Here is a 20,438-nt window from a genome sequence, read left to right as displayed (position 1 = left end):
ACTGGATTTTACGCTCTCCTTTCAGTCCACGTTAACGGTTTGCTGACAGTCTCGGGCTTCCGCACGCATTGGGAGATCGAGTGGCGATGCTCATTTATGAGTTGCAAACCGGATTTTTGATAAAATGACGCGCTCTGTTCAGGGCCGTTTTCTCGCCATTGTCGCTTTGGCCATCGCTGCCATCGTGGCACCGCTGTTTGTACTTTTCTTAAGCCTCTCAACCGATCAGGCCACGCAGGATCTCAATCGAAACCTCAGCGTCCTTGTCGACGCCAATGCGCAGGCATTGGCAAAGCCGCTCTGGGACTTCGATCAGGAAAGCGTCGAGCAGATCACCGCAACGATCATGTCCAGCGGCAATGTCGCAAGCGTGACGGTGCGCGATGTCTCCGGCGGCATAGCCATCAACCGGCCGGAAAATCTCCCGCAAGATGGGCGCAATCTGACGGACTTGTCCCGCGCCATCTTCTACGAGGCGATGGAGGGGCCGAAGATGGTGGGCACGGTTACCATTGCCTATCACCGCCCCGATATCTGGTCGTCGCTGCGCGAAGCCGATTTCATGCTGATGGGCATCTTCACGCTTGCCGTTCTGGGAACTGTCACGACGGTCTTGATCGCACACCGATTGCTGGTCATGCGCCCCCTGCTCAAGTTGACGGCTGCCATCGAGGCCACACGCCGCCTCGGTTCGCGCCATCATGTAGACTGGCAGTCCAATGACGAGATCGGGCAATTGGCACGCTCTTTCAATGCCATGCAGCTAAAGCTTGAGAAAGAGGAAGGCGATCTCCGGCAGGCTCACAAACGCTCCACGGACATCTACAACCTGACACCTGCCATGCTGTTCTCCCTCGATGACGAAGACCGCATCACCGGCGTCAGCGACTACTGGCTGCTTGCATCTGGCTATAATCGCCGCGAGGTCATCGGTCGTCGGTTTTCCGAATTGGTGCCGTCAGAGGATCGGCAAAACTATCTCGCCATGCGCGACGCTCGCTTGAAGGAAGGAGTGCGCGAGATGACGACGAGGTTTCGCTGTGCCGATTCCACCGTCCTGGATGTCCTGATTTCCGAAACAACGCGCGATGCCCAAAGGGAAAACGAACGGCTCTCGTTGAGCGTTATGACCGATGTGACCGAACTCAAGCGCTCCGAGGAACGCAATCGCAAGCAGGCCATCACCGATCATCTGACGGGCCTAATCAACAGACAAGGCTTTGAAGCCATCCTGGATTCGCAGATCCGCAAGGCCGATCGCGATCAAACGCAGTTGGCCTGCCTATTCGTCGATCTCGACCGTTTCAAATGGATCAATGACAATCTGGGCCACCAGACCGGCGACAACGTCCTGCGCAGCTTCGTCGACGCGATGCTGCCGCTGCTGCCCGAGGGTGCCTTTGCCGCAAGGCTCGGCGGCGACGAGTTCGCCATTATTCTGCCTTCGGCTGAAGCAGAAGCTCCCGCGCTTGATCTCGCAGATGCCATTGGCGACATCTTCACCGAGCCCATGGTGATTGACGGCTCCACCATCCGTCTCAGCGCCTCCATCGGCATCGCCATCTATCCGGTGCACGCCACAACGCCTGCGGAACTTCTGCAGAAGTCCGACATGGCCATGTATGGCAAGAAGCGCGACGGCAAGAACGGCGCCCTCGTCTACGATCAGTCGATGCAGGAAGACACCCGCAGGCGGGCCGATGTCGAACGCGACATCGAAGAGGCCCTGACCCACGACTGGATCGCGGCCTATCTGCAGCCGATCATCGACATCAGAACCGCCCAGACCGTCGGTTATGAAGCACTGATGCGCATCGAGCACCCCGAGCGTGGAACGCTCTCGCCCTCGGAGATCATCAAGGTTGCCGAAGAAACCGGTGCCATCAATCGCGTGGGAGGCCGGGTGCTCGAAAAGGCGCTTGCCAATCTCGCGCGCCTGGGGGAAGTGACCGGCAACCATGAGGCCTATCTGGCGGTCAACTTTTCGCCGTTGCAGTTCGACCCCTCGCTGCCCGTACGCCTTGCCGCCCTCAGCAATACCCATGGCATTGCACCGCATCGCATCGTCATCGAGATAACCGAAGCGACCCTGCTGCACGACAATCCGCAGATCCGGCTGATCCTCGACGATTTCAACGCCTTCGGCTACCGCCTGGCGCTTGATGATTTCGGTACCGGTTATTCGTCGCTGAGTTACCTCAACCGCTTCCCGGTCGATATCGTCAAGATCGACCAGTCATTCGTGCGCTCGCTGACCGACGAGGATCCCGACCTGCGCCACAAGAGCCGCATGCTGGTCGAAGGCATCACCACCATATCCCACAAAATGCAGTGTGCCGTGGTGGCCGAAGGTGTCGAAACGCAGGACCAATGCTCGGTCTTGCGTGATTTCGGCGTGGACTACGGCCAGGGCTATCTCTTTGCCCGCCCACAACCGGTCCAGGCCTTGATCGATGCTGCCACGCTCCCTCCTGCACGCCGGGCAGCGACCGGCAGCTGATACCGTCCCAAAAGATGAGAGGACCTGCGATGAAATTCCTGTCTGTCCTGCTTCTCCTTGCAGCTACGCCCGCAATCGCCGCCGACAAGATCTATTTCACCACCGAGGACTATCCGCCCTATAACTTCCGCGTCGGAGACGCCGTCGAAGGCGCGGGCTACGCCCAGGTCCTCCTGATGATGAAGGATATCGGGATAGACTACGAAATCGAAATGATGCCCTGGGCACGTGCGATTGCGCTTGCCGAGACGGAACACATGCACTGTGTGTTCACGGCAGCCCATATCCCCGAGCGCGACAAGCTGTTCAAATGGATCGAGCCCATCGATGTCGGGCGCAACTTCATGGTCGCAGCGCGTGACAGCGGCGTGAAGGTGAAATCTGTCGACGAGTCCAAGGACTTCATCGTCGGCACCCAGCGCAACGACTACACCCAGACCATTCTGGAGCAGCAAGGCTTCAGCAAGATCGACCTTGCAACCGACCTCAAACTGACGCTGAAGAAACTGAAAAGCGGCCGGATCGACCTGATGCCGATTTCCGAGCAGCACTATGTCGAACTCGTCGAACGCGGCGAGCCGGTGGAGGCACAATATGTCTTCTCCAAGCAAACCTTCGCCATCGCCTGCAACAAGAACCTGCCGGATGCACTGCATCAGAAAATGCAGGCCGCCCTTGATCGTCTGATTGCCGATGGCACGCAGGCAGAGATCTTTGAGAAATACGCCCTGCGCTACACGGACTTCGGTCAGGAAAAGCCTGGCAACTGATCCGGCGGATATTCCACACGTCTTGACATTGACGCCATTTCGCTGTCGTGGAGGGGCCGACAGGTATCCAGCACGGAAAGTACGTCATGATCATCCTGGCCGGCCTCGGCAATCCCGGAGCGCAATATCAGAAAAACCGGCACAATATCGGCTTCATGGCGGTCGACGCGATCCAGCGCCGGCACGGCTTCTCGCCCTGGGCGAAAAAGTTCAAGGCCGAGATATCCGAAGGGACGCTGGGCGGCGAGAAGGTCATGTTGATCAAGCCGCAGACCTTCATGAACCTGTCGGGCGAAAGCGTCGGCGAAGCCATGCGCTTCTACAAGCTGTCGCCGGAAGACATCGTGGCGATCTATGACGAGCTCGATCTCATGCCCGGCAAGGCCCGCATCAAGACCGGCGGCGGCCATGGTGGCCACAACGGTATCAAGTCGCTCGATGCCCATTGCGGGCTGAATTACCGCCGCCTGCGCCTCGGCATCGGGCATCCCGGTGATAAATCCAAGGTGCACAACCACGTGCTGGGCGACTTCGCCAAATCCGATGCCGAGTGGCTCGAGCCCTTGCTTGAGGCGCTTGCCGAGAATGCGGATATGCTGGTGCGATCGGAAGATTCGCAACTGATGAACAAGCTGGCACTCGCCACCGGCGGCAAGGGCGAAGACGAGAAGCCGGCCAAGGCGCCGAAAGCCGCGAAGCCCGCCCAATCGCATATCCACCAGGCGCGCAACTTCGCCCAGCCGAAAAAGCTGCCCGAAAAGGGCCCGATGGCCGAGATGCTGAAGAAGATGTTCGGCCCTAAGGGCGACTGACATGATCGGGGCGGATGACCGCCCTGCACCACCATTCCCGCGCGCAAACGACCGGAACACTGCCATGAGCCACGATATCACCACCGACCTCGTCACCCTGCGCGACTACTGGCGCTATGCGATCTCGCGTTTCAATGCTGCCGAACTGAGCTACGGCCACGGCACGCACACCGCCGTCGATGACGCCGCCTTCCTTCTGCTGGACAGCCTCGACCTGCCGATCGACACACTCGACCCTTTCCTTGATGCAAAACTTTTGGCCTCCGAACGCCGCCTGCTGGCCGAGCGCATCGAAACGCGTGTGACGACGCGCAAGCCATCGGCCTACATCACCGGTCGATCCTATATCCAGGGCCTGCGTTTCTTCGTCGACGAACGGGTGATCGTGCCGCGCTCGCATATCGGCGAAATCCTGTTCAACGAATATGGCGACGAGCTTGAATCGAGCTTCCTGCCCGACCCCTTCGCCGTCGAAAGCGTCGTCGATATCTGCACCGGCTCTGGCTGTCTTGCGATCCTCGCCTCGCGCTTCTTCCCCCTCGCAACCGTCGACGCCGTCGATCTCTCTGCCGATGCGCTGGAGGTCGCTGAAAAGAACCTGAAGGCCTATGGTCTCGAAGACCAGCTGACACTGCATCAGGGCGACCTCTTCGCTCCGCTTGCAGGCCGCAAGTTCGACGTCATCATCACCAACCCGCCTTATGTCGATCACGAAGCGATGGAGGACTTTCCGGCGGAATACCGTGCCGAACCCGCCATGGCCCATGACGGCGGCGAAGACGGCCTCGACCTTGTCCGCACGCTTCTGACGGAGGCCCCGAAGCATCTGAACCCCGGCGGCGGCATGCTGTGCGAAATCGGCCGTGGACGCGACATCCTCGAAGCCGAATTCCCCGACCTCGACTTCCAGTGGATCGAGACGCAGGAGGAAGCCGACGCCGTGTTCTGGATCAGCGCTGCCGCTTTGGGCGTCAAGGGCTAGCCGGAAAAGGGGCTGGGCAGATGTGTCTGGCTCACCACCACGCGAAGGTCTCGACGCGATACCAGAAGAGATCGACGAGTGCGGCAATGCCGCTGTCGATGCAGTAGGCAGCAATCTTCGAGGCACCCACGACCACCTGCGATCACGGAACAGGTTTGCTCAGCAGCCCTTCGGCCAGCGCCCGGAACGCCTCTTGCGCCTTCGGCAGCACCGTCTCCGGGCTTTCGGATGCCGCCACCCACATGGCGGCATTCAGCGCGGCGCCGCTGATCAGCCGCGCCGCCGCCTCAGCATCGACAGGCTTCAGCACGCCACCCTTCATCAACTGCTCGATCGCCTCGCGCGTCACCTGCAGGCAGCTGTTCTGGCTCGGCCATTGCGAGGGATCGCCGAGCACGGCCGGACCGTCGAGCAGCACGATCCGCTGCACCTCGGGATCGAGCGCCATTTCGATATAAGCGGCCCCTTCCGCCAGCATCGCCGGCCACCCTTCGCCTGCATCTGCCCCCTTGGCCTTGGCCCTGTTCGCCATATCCGTATCGATCTGCTCGACAACGGCGGCGAACAGCCCCCGCTTGTCGCCGAAATTGTGATAGAGGGCGCCCCGCGTTAGCCCGGCCTCGGCCGTCAGCGCATCCATGGAGGATGCGGCATAGCCCTTGTCGGCAAAGGCCTTGCGCGCCGCCGCAATCAGCTTTGCGCGGTTTTCTTCCATGCTTTCCTGCCGGTTGCGCGCCATTTCACCTCTCCCACCTCACATACGTTACGTATGTGAGGTTGACATACGGACCGTATGCGAATAATTCTACATACGCATCGTATATTAAATCTTTGCGCATTCGCCAAGCGCCGTCCAGCCTGCCCGACCCTTCGGGCCGGATCGGCCAGACATTGCCGAAAGGAACCATCATGAACAGACCCGAACCCGTCTTCCCCGCAGACCGCCACGCGCTCTACGAAGAGCACGGCTATTCTGCCGCCATCCGCACCGGCGACCTCCTCTTCGTCTCCGGTCAGGTCGGCAGCCGCCCTGACGGCTCCCCGGAGCCCGACTTCGAAGCCCAGGTGCGCCGGGCCTTCGACAATCTGAAGGCAACGCTCGCCGCCGCCGGCTGCACCCTCGCCGATCTCGTCGACGTCACGACCTTCCATACGGATCCGGAAAATCAGTTCGCAACCATCATGAAGGTGAAGGCCGAGGTCTTTCCCGCCCCGCCCTATCCGAACTGGACCGCAATCGGCGTCAATTGGCTCGCCGGCTTCGATTTCGAGATCAAGGTGATCGCCCGCATCCCCAAGACCGCCTGATAGCTTGCGCGCAAGCGCCGCCGTACGGCAGACGCAACGCCCGGAAAACCGCCGGATACGTTGATCCTGACGGACGGCAGCCCTTGTACCGCCGGCCGAGCGAACCGACATGCAGTTTGCGGCTGTAACCACATGGGAACAACTGCGGAAGCGATCGCATTTCCCGTAGAGGAGGCCCGCCATGCAACGCATTCTTTCGCCCTTGCCTTTGCCAGGTATTGTCAGCCGCAGGCTCGATCAGCGCTTTGTTGAGCTTGCAACACCGCAGGGCATGAACTTTGACTTTGCCAGCCCAGCAATGGAAGAGGCCCTGGTACCGGCGAGCTCAATATCCTGGCAGGTCTTCAAGAACCCGGTCACGGTATTTGTCGGCGGCATCACGGCGGTCGTGCTGGAACTGGCGGAACCCCAGGTTCGGGACGGCGTCTGGCAGCATAGCAGCTTTCGCACCGCCGCCCTGCCCCGCACGCAGCGCACAGGACTGGCTGCCATGGTCACGGTATACGGCGCCCGCAGCAAGGCGGAAGCGATGATTTCAGCTGTCAACAGACGCCACCAGACCGTGACCGGGACAACGCGCGAGGGACAAGCCTATCGGGCGGACGATCCGGTGCTCCTGGACTGGGTTCAGGCAACCGCCTCTTTCGGCTTCCTGCAAGCCTATCACCGATACGCACGCCCTCTCTCCGACAACGCGCGCAATCGCTTTCTCGCAGAGGGTAAAAACGCAGCGGCACTCTACGGCGCGCACAATGCCCCGGCGTCCCTCGAGGAGATGGATCGCCTGTTTGAAACCATGCGGCCGCGATTGCGGCGATCGGACGTGGTCTTCGAGTTTCTCGACATGATCGCCGACGTGCCGATCCTCTCGCCGACCCTTCGTCCGTTTCAGAAGCTGCTGACAAGGGCTGCAACCAGCCTTTTACCTCAGTGGGTACACACCCACCTCGGCCTCGACGATAACCATCAGTTGTCGCGTGCGCAGTTCGCCATCGTGCAAAGTCTGGCTTTTGCGGCAGAGCGCATCCTGCTGCCCTCCTCGCCCCCCGTGCAGGCATGCAGGCGCCTCAGCCTTCCGGACGACTATCTCTATCGCAACGCGCCGGCCCTGTGACGCCTACTCTTCAGGTTCGGCGGTAAACAACAGCGGCATGCCCGCTTCCTTGGCGAGATCCATCGCCTCAGTCACCTTCGTCTCCGCGATCTCGCGGGTACACACCACAACAACCGCCGAGCCGAACTTGTGCGCCGTCATCATCACGCGGTAGCCCGTCTCCTCGCTCATCCTGAAGATAACCTTCAGCACGATCGTCACGAATTCGCGCGGCGTATAGTCGTCATTGTGCAGAAGCACCTTGTAGAGCCTCGGCTTCTCCACCTTTGGCTTGGTCACAGTCTTCGGCGCGATCACCGTATCCTTGGCCATGATTCCTCCGGCAACTGCGGCACTCTGGGCCCGCAACACTTGACCATGCCCCTCCTATACCCCATAGGCGTGGGCAACGAAAATCCATCCCGAGCAGGTATATAGAGCCATGGGCTTCAAATGCGGTATCGTCGGGCTGCCAAATGTCGGCAAGTCCACTCTCTTCAACGCACTGACCAAGACGGCCGCCGCCCAGGCAGCCAACTATCCCTTCTGCACGATTGAGCCGAACACCGGTGAAGTGGCTGTTCCCGATCCGCGCATGAAGAAGCTGGCCGATATTGCCGGCTCCAAGGAAATCATCCCGACCCGCATCTCCTTCGTCGATATCGCCGGCCTCGTGCGCGGCGCATCGAAGGGCGAAGGCCTGGGCAACAAGTTCCTTGCCAATATCCGCGAAGTCGATGCCGTTGTCCACGTGCTGCGCTGCTTCGAAGACGATGACATCACCCATGTCGAGGGCAAGATCAATCCGGTCGGCGATGCCGACACGATCGAGACCGAGCTGATGCTCGCCGACCTCGAAAGCCTGGAGCGCCGCGTCGAGCAGACCCGCAAGCGCGCCACCGGCAAGGACAAGGAAGCAACTGCGCAGCTCCCGGTCATGGAAGCCGTGATCAAGGTGCTGAACGAAGGCAAGCCGGCGCGCGTCCTGCTGAAGTCGATGGCAGCCGACGAGATCGAGGTGCTGAAGAGCCTGAACCTCCTGACCTCGCATCCGGTCCTCTACGTCTGCAACGTCGCCGAGGGCGATGCTGCGACCGGCAACAAGCACACCGAAGCCGTCGCCAAGATGGCCGCCGAACAGGGCGCCGAATGCGTCATCATCTCGGCTGCCATCGAAGCCGAAGTGGCACAGCTGCCGGAAGAGGAAGCGACCGAATTCCTGTCCGCCCTCGGCCTCGACGAAGCCGGCCTCGACCGCCTGATCCGCGCCGGTTACCACCTGCTCGACCTGATCACCTACTTCACCGTCGGCCCCAAGGAATGCCGCGCCTGGACGATCGTCCGCGGCACCAAGGCGCCTGCCGCCGCCGGCGTCATCCACACCGATTTCGAACGCGGCTTCATCCGCGCCTTCACCATCGCCTATGACGACTACATCGCCCACAAGGGCGAAGTCGGCGCCAAGGAAGCCGGCAAGGGCCGCGACGAAGGCAAGGAATACGTCGTCAACGACGGCGACGTCATCCACTTCCGCTTCAACACGTGAGTGAAGCGATCAGAACGACAAAAGGCCGCGATCCCTCGCGGCCTTTCTCCTTTAGTAGACCTCGGAATGCTTCAGGCCCGCGTCACAGGGCAGGTCGACAGGCCCATGATCGAATAAAGCGGGCAGGTCGACAGCAATCCGGTCAAAAGCGGCACCACGCCAATCAGCGCAAAGTAGCGCCAGGATGCATCGGGATAGAGGAAGAAGAGCGACAGCAGCACGAGACCAGCGACGATGCGCAGGATGCGGTCGAGACCGCCAACATTCTTGGCAAACATGATTTTCCCTCCGTTCGATCTGACGATGATCGCAGGTTAGACCGCCCGGCATCTGCCGTCCGTGACTTAGTCACCGGATTTGAGAACTCTTAAGCCTTTGATGGCCGCGCCATGCGCGAAAGGTCGCCGCGCTCGATGATCCGGATCTCGCCGCGCTCGTTGGCAACCACCCCCTTGGAGGCGAGCGCCTCCAGCCGCCGCGACACCACCTCCCGCGCCGTGCCGATCACGACCGCCAGTTCCTGATGCGTCAGCGCCACCCGGCCCTCGCTGTCCGCCCGTTCCAGGAGGGCAGAAGCGAGCCGCTGCTCAACCTTGACGAAAGCCACCTGCTCCAGCACGAACATCAGATCGCCCAGCCGGTCGGCAAAGGCCTTGAAGACGAAGGCGCGAAAGGCGGTCGACTCCGCCATCAGCCGCTCGAAGACGGACGGCGGCACCATCACCGCCACCAGATCGCTTTCCGCCACCGCCTCACCGGAATAGGGCGCACCGCCCAGGACACCGAGCGTCGTCTGAACGCAGGTCTCGCCGGGAGTCACGGAATAAAGCAGCAGTTCCCGCCCGTTGCGCCCTGTCAGATAGACGCCGATCCGGCCGGAGAGCAGGATGACAAAGCTCTGGGCCTCGTCGCCAGGGCGAAACAGCGCTGTCCGGAAAGGCACATGCACAGGCGTCAGCGCCTCGAGCACCCGCCGCGCCTCCGCATCGATACCAGCCAGAAAGCCGGCCTGATCTGCCCAACCCGCCATGGACCACCTCGCGATTCCCGCTTAGAACCATAGCGATTGCGAAGGCTTTGGAGAACAGACCGCATGCATGCAGACAGGCTTCACTACGAGGACTTCACCGAGGGCCGGCGCTTCGAGCTTGGGCCCCGCACGGTCACCGCAGAAGAGATCATCGAATTCGCGCGTGAATTTGATCCGCAGCCGATGCATCTTTCCGAAGAAGCCGGCCGGGCCAGCATTCTCGGCGGGTTGTCTGCCTCCGGCTGGCACACATCGAGCCTCTTCATGCGCCTGATGATCGACGCCTACGTCCTGAAGGCCGCATCGGAAGGAGCACCGGGGATCGAATTCATGCAATGGCGCAAGCCGGTCCTGGCAGGCGATACGCTATCCGGTCATTCGGTGGTTGAAGAAACGCGACTCATGCGTTCCCGTGCGCATCTGGGCATCGTCACCTTCGGCCATGAGCTGCACAACCAGCGCGGCGAAACCGTCCTGAAGGCCCGCAACGCGGTGATGGTCCGCCGCCGCGAGACAGCGGAGGTGCAGGCATGAGACTGCTCGAACTTTATCCGGCCGGAACCCGCCTCGAACTTGGCGCGGTGACATTCACCGAAGACGATATCATCCGCTTCGCGCAAAAATTCGATCCGCAGCCCTTCCACATCGATGCGGAGGCGGCCAGAACTTACGTCTTCGGCGCGCTCTGCGCCTCCGGCTGGCACACCTGCGCCAACTGGATGAAGAGCTTCATCGGCTTTATGTCGCAAGAGACCGAGCGACTGCAAAAAGCAGGCATTGCGCCACCCAAAATCGGCCCCTCGCCCGGTTTTTCCGAGCTGCAATGGCTGAAACCCGTTTATGTCGGCGACACGATCACCTTCTTCATGACCCCGATCGACAGTCGGGCCGTCCAGGGCCGCAACCGCTACATCATGAACTCTGCGCTGAGCGAGGGCTTCAACCAGCATGGCGAACCCGTGCTGCGCTTCAAGAGCAACCTGATCGAGTTCTTTCCCGACGAGGAGACATCCGCATGACCACGGTTCACGATTTCACCGCCACCACCATCGACGGGACGACGCGCGCCCTCAAGGACTATGCCGGAAAGGTGCTGCTGATCGTCAACACCGCAAGCGCCTGCGGTCTCACACCGCAATATGAGGGCCTGGAAGCGCTCCACAAGGCGCATCCAGACCTCGTCGTCCTCGGCTTCCCCTGCAACCAGTTCGGTGCGCAGGAACCGGGCACTGAAAAGGAGATTGCGCTCTTCTGCGAAACCCACTTTGCGGTCAGCTTCCCGATGTTCGCCAAGATAGACGTCAATGGCGAGGGCACCCACCCACTCTACGCCTGGCTGAAGGCGGAGACACCGGGCGAGGAGAAGGGAGCGGAGATCGGCTGGAACTTCGCCAAGTTCCTCGTCGGTCGTAACGGCAAGCCAATTGCGCGTTATGCGCCGAGAACCTCACCCGCCGATATCGAGGCCGACATCAAAAGCGCGCTTGGCGCCTGACAGAGAAGATGGACGAGAGGGGCTCAGTGCCCCTCGAATTCCACCAGCGTGCGCACCTCGACGCCGAGGGCTTCGAGCTTCTTGCGGCCGCCGAGTTCCGGCAGGTCGATGACGAAGCAGGCCGACACGACATCCGCACCGATCTGGCGCAGAAGCTGTACCGCACCAACGGCGGTGCCACCGGTGGCGATCAGGTCGTCGACCAGGATCACCTTCTCACCGGGCTTCACCGCATCCATGTGGATCTCCATCTCGTCCACGCCATATTCCAGGCTGTAGGCGATACGCACGGTCTCATGCGGCAGCTTGCCCTTCTTGCGGATCGGCACGAAGCCTGCCGAAAGCTGATGCGCCACGGCGCCGCCAAGGATGAAGCCGCGCGCTTCCATGCCGGCGATCTTGTCCACCTTCAAGCCGACATAGGGCTGCACCAGCTCGTCCACCGCCCGCCGGAAAGAGCGCGCGTCACCAAGCAACGTGGTGATGTCGCGGAAGATGATGCCCGGCTTGGGGTAGTCGGTGATGGAGCGGATGGAGAGCGAAAGTTCGTCAGCAATCTTGGTCATGGAGTATCCGGTTGTGAGCGGAAAGAATGGGAGCAAACTCTACCAAGATCGGCAAAGCCCCCCAACAAAAAAAGGCGGCCCGAAGACCGCCTTTCCGTGAACGTGATCCCCGGGGATCAGTGTTCCTTGTTGGCGTAGACCGACTTCTTGGTGAGGTAGATCAGCGCGGTGAAGATCGCGAGGAACACCATGACCATGAAGCCCAGACGCTTGCGGTCTTCGAGATGCGGCTCGGCAGCCCACATCAGGAAGGCGGAAACGTCGCGCGAATACTGCTCGAGCGTTTCAGGCGAACCGTCGTCATAGGTGACCTGGCCATCGGAGAGCGGCGGCGCCATCGCAAGCGAAGCCGATGCGATGAAATACGGGTTGAAGTGCGTGCCCTCGGCAACGACAACGCCTTCCGGCGGGTCCTGGTAACCGGTGAGCAGCGCGTGGATATAGTCCGGGCCGCCCTGCTGGTACTGGGTGAAGATGTCGAAGACGAACTGCGGGAAGCCGCGGGTCACGCCGCGTGCCTTGGCAATCAGCGAGAAATCAGGCGGAGCCGCACCGTTGTTTGAAGCCGCGGCCGCTTCCTTGTTCGGGAAGGGCGACGGGAAGTAATCGGAGGGCACGGCCTTGCGGGTGAACATCTCACCGTCGGCATTCGGGCCATCCTCGACTTCGTAGTTCGCGGCAAACGCCTTAACCTGCGCCTCGGAGTAACCGAGATCTTCGAGCGTGCGGAAAGCAACCAGCTCCATCGAGTGACAGGCCGCGCAGACTTCCGTGTAGACCTTCAGGCCGCGCTGCAGCTGGCCCTTGTCATACTTTCCGAAAGGACCGGCAAAGGACCAGTCCAGTTCTTCAGGCTTCAGGACCGGGTAGTGGCCGGACTGTGCAGCATGCTCGACAGCATGCGCCAGATCGTGGCCTTCCTCTGCCGCATTGGCCTGGCCGGAAAATCCGGCCAAGGCTGCGACCAGCGCGATGCTCGTGACAAGCTTCTTCATTGTTATCTTCCTCTCACGTGCTCAGGCTTGGGCAGAGGCGGTCTTGCCGCTCTTTTCTAGAACCGCTTCGGTGATCGAGTTCGGGATGCGCCGCGGCGTCTCGAACATGCCGAGAAGCGGCATGATGATCAGGAAGAAGCCGAAGTAGTAGGCAGTACCGGCCTGCGACAGGATGACGTAGATCCCTTCTGCCGGCATGGCGCCGAGCCAGCCAAGCAGGATCGAGTTGGCGACGAAGATCCAGAAGAACAGCTTGTACCATGGACGGTAAACGGCCGAACGAACCTTCGAGGTATCGAGCCAGGGCAGGAAGAACAGCACGATGATCGCGCCGAACATCACGAGGACGCCGCCAAGCTTGGAGTCGATGAACCAGATGTTGAAGGTGATCGCACGCAGCATGGCGTAGAACGGCAGGAAGTACCATTCCGGAACGATGTGGGCAGGCGTCTTCAGCGAGTCAGCCGGAATGTAGTTGTCCGGATGGCCGAGGTAGTTCGGCATGTAGAAGACGAACCAGGCGAAGACCAGCAGGAAGACCGAGAGACCCAGCGCGTCCTTGAGCGTCGCGTAAGGCGTGAACGGCACGGTGTCAGTCTTCGACTTGACTTCGACGCCGGTCGGGTTGGTCTGGCCGGTCACATGCAGCGCCCAGATGTGCAGGATGACGACACCGGCGATCATGAAGGGCAGCAGGTAATGCAGTGCAAAGAAGCGGTTCAGCGTCGGATTGTCGACCGCAAAGCCGCCGAGCAGGAACTGCTGGATGGTCTCGCCCACAGCCGGGAAGGCGGTGAAGAAGCCGGTGATAACGGTCGCACCCCAGAAGGACATCTGACCCCAGGGCAGAACATAGCCCATGAAGGCCGTTGCCATCATCAGAAGGAAGATGACCACGCCGAGGATCCAGAGGATTTCGCGCGGCGCCTTGTAGGAGCCGTAATAGAGGCCACGGGCAATGTGCAGATAGACGGCGATAAAGAAGAACGACGCGCCGTTGGCGTGCATGTAGCGCAGGAGCCAACCATTGTTGACGTCGCGCATGATCTTTTCGACCGAGTTGAAGGCAACGGTCGTTTCAGCCGCATAGTGCATGGCGAGAACGACACCGGTCAGGATCTGCACGATCAACATGACCGAAAGCATGCCGCCGAAGGTGTAGGCATAATTCAGGTTGCGGGGAACCGGGTAGGATACGAAGCTGTCATACATCAGACGCGGCAGCGGCAGGCGCGCATCGATCCACTTTTCGATGCCGGTAGACGGCTGGTAACTGGAATGGCCACTCATCTTGTCTTAATCCCCTCAGCCGATCGTGATGACAGTGTCGGACGTGAATGCGAAGGTCGGCACCGGCAGGTTCGTCGGCGCGGGGCCCTTGCGGATGCGTCCGGCCGTATCGTAGTGCGAGCCGTGGCAGGGACAGAACCAGCCACCGAATTCACCGGCCTGGCCGAGCGGCACGCAACCCAGATGGGTGCAGGAGCCGATCATGACGATCCAGTTTTCCTTGCCTTCACCGGCAGAGCGCGCGAGGTCCGTCGCTTCGGCGGTTGCATCGACATTTTCGTTGCGGGCGATCGGGTCCTTAAGGTCGGCAAGCGCAACGGCATTGGCTTCTGCGACTTCCTGCTCCGTACGGTTACGGATGAAGACCGGCTTGCCGCGCCACTTGACCGTCAGCGACATGCCCGGCTCGAGCGCCGAAACGTCGACCTCGATCGAGGCGAGCGCGAGCGTCGAAGCGTCCGGACGCATCTGGTCGATGAAGGGCCATGCGACAGCCGCCGCACCAACCACACCGGCCATACCGGTCACCATGTAGAGAAAATCGCGGCGCGTCGGCTCGCCCGCATGTTCTGTCGTTGTCTCGTGTTCGCTCACGGTCACTTTTTCCTCTTCGCAATCCTGCGACAAACCGCATTTGCCCCCGCAGCGGGAATCACACAGAGGCCACGATGCAGCCTCAGATTCCCCGCCAGATTGGCGCGTTCTAAGCCCGATCTTCCCGTCTGTCCAGTCTCAGCCGGGCTGCGGACACTGATGATCTTGAATAATCCGGTACAATTACCATGCGATCAATTGACGCTGCCCCTCACCACACCCCGAAAGGAGGGTTTTCAGGCAACGCCCTCAATATCTTGGGCATCGAGAAACCCACCGGATTGGCGTGCCCAGAGCTCCGAATAAAGCCCGCCGAACTCCACCAGTTCACGGTGCGTCCCCTGCTCGATGATACGCCCCTTGTCCATCACCACGAGGCGGTCGAGAGCCGCGATCGTGGACAGGCGATGCGCAATCGCAAGCACGGTCTTTCCCTGCATCAGACGGTCGAGGTTGGACTGAATTGCCGCCTCCACTTCCGAGTCCAGCGCCGAGGTCGCCTCATCGAGCACGAGGATCGGCGCATCCTTCAGCATCACGCGGGCAATCGCGATCCGTTGACGCTGACCGCCGGAAAGCTTGACGCCGCGCTCGCCGACATGGGCATCGAAGCCCTTCCGCCCGCGTTGATCCTCAAGCCGCTGGATGAAGTCGAGCGCTTCGGCCCGGTCCGCAGCCTTGAGCAGCTGCTCGTCGCTGGCATCGTCGCGACCGAAGAGGATATTGTCCCTGATCGAGCGGTGCAGAAGCGCCGTATCCTGGGTCACCATGCCGATCTGGCTGCGCAGGCTTTCCTGCGTGACTTTGGAAATGTCCTGGCCATCGATCAGGATGCGGCCCGCCTCGACATCGTAGAAGCGCAGGAGAAGATTGACGAGCGTCGACTTTCCGGCCCCCGACCGGCCGACAATGCCGACCTTTTCGCCTGGCTCGACGGTCAGCGTCAGCCGGTCGATCGCACCGGACTTGCGACCATAGTGGAAGGTGACGTCTTCAAAGCGGATTTCGGGCGAATTGACCTTCAGCGTTTCAGCGCCAGGGGCATCGGCAAGACCGATCGGCTTGGCAATCAGTTCGGCTGAATTCTGGATCGTGCCGATATTGCGCATGATCCCGTTGAGCTGCGTCATCATCCGACCCAGCAGCATGTTGAGACGCAAAACAAGGCCGAGCGTGAACGCCACGCCACCGGCCGTGACCGCGCCCGCAAACCAAAGGTCAACAGAGAGCACCGCCACCATCAGGATCATCACGCCGGAAAGGATGGCAAGCGAAGCACGCACCCCCGTCAACAACCGGGCGAAAGGCCGCAGCGTATCCTGAAAGCGTGTGAAACCGGCCCGGATGTAATGGTCGTTCTGCCGCTCGCGGCCGAAGAGCTTCAATGTCTGGATATTGGAATAGCTGTCGACCAGCCGCCCGTTGAGCATCGAAGAGGCCTCTGCCGTCTCCTTGGCATGGTGCCGGATCTTCGGCACGAAATAGCGCGCCAGCACGAGGAAGATCGCAACCCATGTACCGATGATCGCCGCGAGCCGCCAGTCGAGCTGTGCCACGAGCGCCATGGTCGAGACCGTGTAGATCACCATGAACCAGACAACTTGCAACAGCGACGTCAGAAGGTCACCCGTCGCCTGCCCCGCCGACCATACCTTGGTGACGATGCGGCCAGCGAAATCGTTCTGGAAGAAGGAGAGCGATTGGCGAACCACATGCGCATGCGCCTGCCAGCGCACCAGATTGAAGAAATTCAGCACGATCACCTGTTCTTCGACAAGCGCACCGATGGTGACCACCAGAAACCGCCCGACGAGAATGATCAGCGCCATGGCAAGGAGCTCGCCGCCATGCGCCGCGATCAGCCCCTCCCATCCGGCCTCCTTCGGCACGGTGTCCAAGAGATCGACGAGCCGGCCGACGAACCAGAAGAGGCCCGCTTCGAGCATGGCGACCGCACCGCCGAACAGGGCCATCAGAAGAAAGGCGAGCTTGGCCTGGCGGACATAGAACCAGACAAAGGAAAGCGTCGCCGATGGCGGCCGAAGGTTTTCACTCCGGGCGAAAGGGTTGATCCAGTTCTCGAAAATACGGGCGACGGCTTGCAGCATGCAAGCGATATAGGCCGTTTCCCCGCGCCGTCAAAGACTTCGCTGCGCATGCATGCTGCGGTCGAAACGCGTTGCGGGAAAAACTGCGGTCTCGGGTCCGTCAGGGCTCGTGCCGACCGTAGAGCGCTTCATATCGCTTGCCGGAAAACTGGCCACTGACTTCGGCAAACAAAGGACCAGCCTCTTCCGTAAGCTCGGCCCGCTGCAACATCTTGCTGGCGGTATTGTACAAATGCGTCGGCGGCACGGGACGATACGTCCGGGCGCAGCCGAAGTGGTGGTTGAACTTCGGCGCATTCGGCATGGCCCGCGTCACAACACCCTCGACATTCTCGATGATCTTGCCAATCTTGCTGCAGACCCCTTCGATATAGGGCTCAGAGGTCGCCAGCATGAGAATGCCCATTTCATCCTGCGATGTCCAAAAGGCACCCTCGTCCTCATGCAGCAGGCGGTTGGTAAACCGTCCGACGGTGTTGCGCACATAACTTTCGGCCTCGGATGCCTGGGGGTGACGCAGGCTCGCAAGACCCTTCAAGTGACAGAGAATGAGGCTGACGCCCTGATCCGGCATGCCCTTTTCAAAAAGGGCAGACAGTTGATGCTCAAGCGCGCTGAAATCCTGCATATCGAAGGGAAGTTGCGAGGTCAGCACCCCGGCTTCCGGCAGCGGCGAGTTCTCCTCTGTGGGCGCGCCAAGCAGATTGCCCGTCCGCGCCAGTGCAGACGACAATTCGCTAACAGCTTGATCGAGAAGGTTCCTGTCAAACGTGTGCCACTGTCCATCCCGGAGGCTCAGAATTTCGGAGGAGCCGATCTGCGCGCAGAAGGTAGACAGCGCCTGCTCAAGGCTTTCTGTCGAGGCGCGCAGCGTGTTCAAATCCTGGAAGCGGGGAAAGAAGCGTGCGGCAAGACCGGCAAGCTTGTCTTCCGTCAAGGGCTGCTCCAGGGCAACGAAAGCGCGTCTGAGGGCCGTGTTTCGGCCTTCCAGGACCTCCAGGAGCACTTCGTAGTAGATCGGCTTCCACGGAATTCTATGCTGCGTCAAAAATCGCAGGGCACGCGCGCCAAGGCGCTCGAGGTTGCTGTCCACCACAACTGGCTTGTCCATGCGGAACCTCCGGTTCGAGCGAGGACTGAACTTAACATCAGCAGACCAAGGTTTTATTTCAGCAACAATTAAAATTCACTATATGTGCCGGAAGATGCCATGTGCGGGAACGAAAAAGGGCAGAGCTTTGTGCCCTGCCCCCTGTATCACATCGTCTTGCAGGCGATCAGAATTCAGACCATTCCGCTGATACCGCCGCATTGCCGTGGAACGCAGCCGCCACTTTCTGTGTCAGGGCGCGTGCAGGAGAAGGCTGCGCGGGCCGCGAGGCAGAGGCAGTCACCGGTGGCCGCTGATGGCTGCGATCGCCGTCCATATGAAGCTTGAACTGTGCCATCAGCTCCCGCAGCGCCGTTGCCTGATGCGCCAGCGCCTGGGACGAGGCGGTTGACTGCTCCACCATCGCCGCATTCTTCTGCGTACCCTGATCCATGTGGTTGACGGCAGCGCTGATTTCCTGAAGCCCGGTCGACTGCTCGCGGGCCGAGGTGACGATGGCCGCGACGTTGCGGTTGATGTCCTGGACCTGCAGGACGATGGCCTGCAGCGCCTTGCCGGTCTCATCCACCAGCGCAACCCCGTTGCGAACCTGATCGCCGGACGCATTGATCAGCGACTTGATTTCCTTGGCCGCATTCGCCGAGCGCTGGGCGAGTTCGCGGACTTCCTGCGCAACGACGGCAAAGCCCTTGCCGGCTTCGCCGGCGCGCGCTGCTTCTACGCCAGCATTCAGTGCAAGCAGATTGGTCTGGAAGGCGATGTCGTCGATAACGCCGATGATGTTGGAGATCTGGCTGGACGAGGTTTCGATGCGCTGCATCGCGTCGACCGCCCGCAATACGACCTCGCCGGAATGCTCGGCGTCCTGCTTGGTGCGACCAACCAGAGCGCCGGCCTGTTCAGCGCGCTGCGCCGTGTCCTTGACAGCCGTGGTCACCTGATCGAGTGCCGCCGCCGTTTCTTCGACGGAGGAGGCCTGCTGTTCGGTGCGCTTGGAAAGATCGCCGGAAGCAGCCAGCATTTCATTGGCGCCGGCATCGATGGTCCGGGCATTTTCCACAACATCGCGCATGACGGTGCGCAGGCGCTCAACCGACTGATTGAAGTTGACGCGAAGGCTGTCGAGCTGGCTGGCGAAGGTCTGCTGGAGAGTGACGGTCAGATCGCCATCCGAGAGCCGCTGCAGGCCGGTTCCGAGCTGGGTCACGGCAAACTGTACTTCTGCCGCCTCGCGCTGGCGCTGTTCGTCGCGGGCAAGGCGCTCGCTCTCGCTCATCGAGCGATCAGCCTGGGTCTGGGCTTCAAGCCGTTCGCGCTCAACGGCATTGGTGCGGAACACACCAACAGCTGCGGCCATTTCGCCGATTTCGTCGAGACGGCCTTCATGGGGAATGCTGTTAGCGGTATCACCTTCGGCGAGCCGCTTCATCGCACCCGTGATCTCGCTGATCGGGCGCGTCACGCGCAGATAGGAGAGGCAGGCGGCGGCAAAGGCCAGCGAAGCCGCGATGATGATGGCGGCCAGCGTCACGTAACGCGACGTAGCAACTTCCGCTTCGCTGGAAGAGCGCTCAGTGGTGACGCGCGCGACATTGTCGGCAATCATCGATTTCAGGACACCAGCAGCCTCCGTGCCGATCGGCGTCATCTTCGCGATCGTGTCCTTGGCCTGATAGAGCTTGGAGGCCATGGCTTGCGTCACGAATTCCTGACCAAGCGCATTATAGCTCTCCATAAGGGTGGAATAAGCCTGGAACTTCTCGCGCGCCTCCGGAAGGGTCACCGAGGCACCGTAGGCGGTCGCGGTTGCCGCAAGCGTATCCGATGCGACCGCCAGACTTTCCACCAGTTCCTTCTTGTCTTTCGCGTTGCTGGCATTGAGCGTCATGAGATACAGCCGACGAACCTCGCCAAGCCGCGAATCCAGGTCGGCGATCATCAGCGAACTGTCGTTGATACCGTTCATCTGCTGCATCCGGTCACTGACACCATCGATCGAACGAACGGCGACCACGCCCTGGATGATGGAGACTGTGACCAGCAGACCGAAAAGCGCTGGAAGAAGAACCTTGATCTTGAGTTTCATCGCTTTGGAAATCCCGAACTGAAAAGTTGCGCAGACAAAATACGTCAACCTCTTCGGTGACATCCCAAGTTGAAGAAAGCCTTACCTGCGGGTTCATGATTCTGGCCATCGGCGGTTTTTCTTCGGATCTTTCAGAAGCTCAAACGAAAGAT

At 60.8% G+C, this 20,438-nt stretch carries 21 protein-coding genes; 10 read left to right on the top strand and 11 right to left on the bottom strand.

Going from position 1 to position 20,438, the window contains the following annotated elements; all coding sequences use genetic code 11:
* Window positions 1-124: 124 nt before the first annotated feature.
* From FAA97_RS00300 to prmB, 4 genes are all read left to right on the top strand, one after another.
* Entirely contained in the window at window positions 125-2,500 is a 2,376-nt protein-coding gene (locus FAA97_RS00300) for a putative bifunctional diguanylate cyclase/phosphodiesterase (RefSeq protein WP_136596543.1), read from the top strand.
* A gap of 29 nt (window positions 2,501-2,529) precedes the next feature.
* The gene (locus FAA97_RS00295) at window positions 2,530-3,270 is read left to right on the top strand and encodes a substrate-binding periplasmic protein (RefSeq protein WP_136596542.1); all 741 of its coding nucleotides are present in this window, start codon (window positions 2,530-2,532) and stop codon (window positions 3,268-3,270) included.
* Between the two features lie 86 nt (window positions 3,271-3,356).
* Window positions 3,357-4,082 (top strand): aminoacyl-tRNA hydrolase, encoded by a 726-nt coding sequence (gene pth / locus FAA97_RS00290; protein ID WP_136596541.1) that lies wholly within the window; start codon window positions 3,357-3,359, stop codon window positions 4,080-4,082.
* 64 nt (window positions 4,083-4,146) lie between these two features.
* Window positions 4,147-5,064, top strand: a complete 918-nt coding sequence (gene prmB, locus FAA97_RS00285; RefSeq protein ID WP_136596540.1) for a 50S ribosomal protein L3 N(5)-glutamine methyltransferase — start codon at window positions 4,147-4,149, stop codon at window positions 5,062-5,064.
* 142 nt (window positions 5,065-5,206) lie between these two features.
* On the opposite strand, the gene FAA97_RS00280 is transcribed toward prmB, so the two are convergent.
* The gene (locus FAA97_RS00280; RefSeq protein WP_136596539.1) at window positions 5,207-5,803 is read right to left on the bottom strand and encodes a TetR/AcrR family transcriptional regulator; all 597 of its coding nucleotides are present in this window, start codon (window positions 5,801-5,803) and stop codon (window positions 5,207-5,209) included.
* A gap of 170 nt (window positions 5,804-5,973) precedes the next feature.
* Here FAA97_RS00280 and FAA97_RS00275 point away from each other — a divergent pair, with 170 nt between their 5' ends.
* On the top strand, window positions 5,974-6,372 hold the full coding sequence (locus FAA97_RS00275) for a RidA family protein (RefSeq protein WP_136596538.1): 399 nt from the start codon (window positions 5,974-5,976) through the stop codon (window positions 6,370-6,372).
* Between the two features lie 181 nt (window positions 6,373-6,553).
* Window positions 6,554-7,486, top strand: coding sequence for an oxygenase MpaB family protein (locus FAA97_RS00270; protein WP_136596537.1), 933 nt, complete (start codon window positions 6,554-6,556; stop codon window positions 7,484-7,486).
* Between the two features lie 3 nt (window positions 7,487-7,489).
* Here the strand turns inward: FAA97_RS00270 and clpS are convergent, their stop codons facing one another.
* Complete coding sequence (gene clpS / locus FAA97_RS00265; RefSeq protein WP_136596536.1) at window positions 7,490-7,798, bottom strand: ATP-dependent Clp protease adapter ClpS; 309 nt, start codon at window positions 7,796-7,798, stop codon at window positions 7,490-7,492.
* Window positions 7,799-7,907: 109 nt separating this feature from the next.
* On the opposite strand from clpS, the gene ychF reads away from it, so the two are divergent.
* Entirely contained in the window at window positions 7,908-9,011 is a 1,104-nt protein-coding gene (gene ychF, locus FAA97_RS00260; protein WP_136596535.1) for a redox-regulated ATPase YchF, read from the top strand.
* Window positions 9,012-9,082: 71 nt separating this feature from the next.
* Here ychF and FAA97_RS00255 read toward each other — a convergent pair whose 3' ends face one another.
* Both FAA97_RS00255 and FAA97_RS00250 read right to left on the bottom strand, forming a co-directional pair.
* Complete coding sequence (locus FAA97_RS00255) at window positions 9,083-9,289, bottom strand: YgaP family membrane protein (RefSeq protein ID WP_136596534.1); 207 nt, start codon at window positions 9,287-9,289, stop codon at window positions 9,083-9,085.
* Window positions 9,290-9,378: 89 nt separating this feature from the next.
* Window positions 9,379-10,041, bottom strand: coding sequence for a Crp/Fnr family transcriptional regulator (locus FAA97_RS00250; RefSeq protein ID WP_136596533.1), 663 nt, complete (start codon window positions 10,039-10,041; stop codon window positions 9,379-9,381).
* A gap of 63 nt (window positions 10,042-10,104) precedes the next feature.
* Between FAA97_RS00250 and FAA97_RS00245 the strand changes: the two genes are divergently transcribed.
* Genes FAA97_RS00245 through FAA97_RS00235 form a run of 3 tightly spaced genes read left to right on the top strand, consistent with a single transcriptional unit; the run spans window position 10,105 to window position 11,536 of the window.
* Window positions 10,105-10,575 (top strand): MaoC family dehydratase, encoded by a 471-nt coding sequence (locus FAA97_RS00245; RefSeq protein WP_136596532.1) that lies wholly within the window; start codon window positions 10,105-10,107, stop codon window positions 10,573-10,575.
* Complete coding sequence (locus FAA97_RS00240; protein WP_136596531.1) at window positions 10,572-11,060, top strand: MaoC/PaaZ C-terminal domain-containing protein; 489 nt, start codon at window positions 10,572-10,574, stop codon at window positions 11,058-11,060. The genes FAA97_RS00245 and FAA97_RS00240 overlap by 4 nt, the downstream gene beginning before the upstream one ends.
* On the top strand, window positions 11,057-11,536 hold the full coding sequence (locus FAA97_RS00235) for a glutathione peroxidase (RefSeq protein WP_136596530.1): 480 nt from the start codon (window positions 11,057-11,059) through the stop codon (window positions 11,534-11,536). Before FAA97_RS00240 ends, FAA97_RS00235 begins: the two co-directional genes overlap by 4 nt.
* Before the next feature lie 23 nt (window positions 11,537-11,559).
* On the opposite strand, the gene FAA97_RS00230 is transcribed toward FAA97_RS00235, so the two are convergent.
* The 7 genes from FAA97_RS00230 to FAA97_RS00200 all read right to left on the bottom strand — a co-directional run bounded on the left by FAA97_RS00230 (window position 11,560) and on the right by FAA97_RS00200 (window position 20,286).
* Window positions 11,560-12,102: an adenine phosphoribosyltransferase gene (locus FAA97_RS00230; RefSeq protein ID WP_136596529.1), complete on the bottom strand. Its 543-nt coding sequence runs from the start codon at window positions 12,100-12,102 to the stop codon at window positions 11,560-11,562.
* Between the two features lie 116 nt (window positions 12,103-12,218).
* Window positions 12,219-13,097 carry a cytochrome c1 gene (locus FAA97_RS00225; RefSeq protein ID WP_136596528.1) on the bottom strand — a complete coding sequence of 293 codons (879 nt, stop codon included), beginning with the start codon at window positions 13,095-13,097 and terminating at the stop codon, window positions 12,219-12,221.
* 21 nt (window positions 13,098-13,118) lie between these two features.
* Window positions 13,119-14,387, bottom strand: coding sequence for a cytochrome b (locus FAA97_RS00220; RefSeq protein WP_136596527.1), 1,269 nt, complete (start codon window positions 14,385-14,387; stop codon window positions 13,119-13,121).
* Between the two features lie 15 nt (window positions 14,388-14,402).
* Window positions 14,403-14,981, bottom strand: a complete 579-nt coding sequence (petA, locus tag FAA97_RS00215; protein ID WP_136597657.1) for a ubiquinol-cytochrome c reductase iron-sulfur subunit — start codon at window positions 14,979-14,981, stop codon at window positions 14,403-14,405.
* 236 nt (window positions 14,982-15,217) lie between these two features.
* A complete protein-coding gene (locus tag FAA97_RS00210; RefSeq protein ID WP_136596526.1) occupies window positions 15,218-17,089 on the bottom strand; it encodes an ABC transporter ATP-binding protein in 1,872 nt (623 codons plus the stop codon).
* Between the two features lie 100 nt (window positions 17,090-17,189).
* Window positions 17,190-18,200 (bottom strand): hypothetical protein, encoded by a 1,011-nt coding sequence (locus FAA97_RS00205; protein WP_136596525.1) that lies wholly within the window; start codon window positions 18,198-18,200, stop codon window positions 17,190-17,192.
* A 166-nt stretch (window positions 18,201-18,366) separates the two neighbouring features.
* Complete coding sequence (locus tag FAA97_RS00200; RefSeq protein WP_136596524.1) at window positions 18,367-20,286, bottom strand: HAMP domain-containing methyl-accepting chemotaxis protein; 1,920 nt, start codon at window positions 20,284-20,286, stop codon at window positions 18,367-18,369.
* Window positions 20,287-20,438: the final 152 nt, after the last annotated feature.

The organism is Peteryoungia ipomoeae (assembly GCF_004912165.1).
GTDB lineage: Bacteria > Pseudomonadota > Alphaproteobacteria > Rhizobiales > Rhizobiaceae > Allorhizobium > Allorhizobium ipomoeae.
This window is presented reverse-complemented; position numbering and strand designations above follow the sequence as displayed.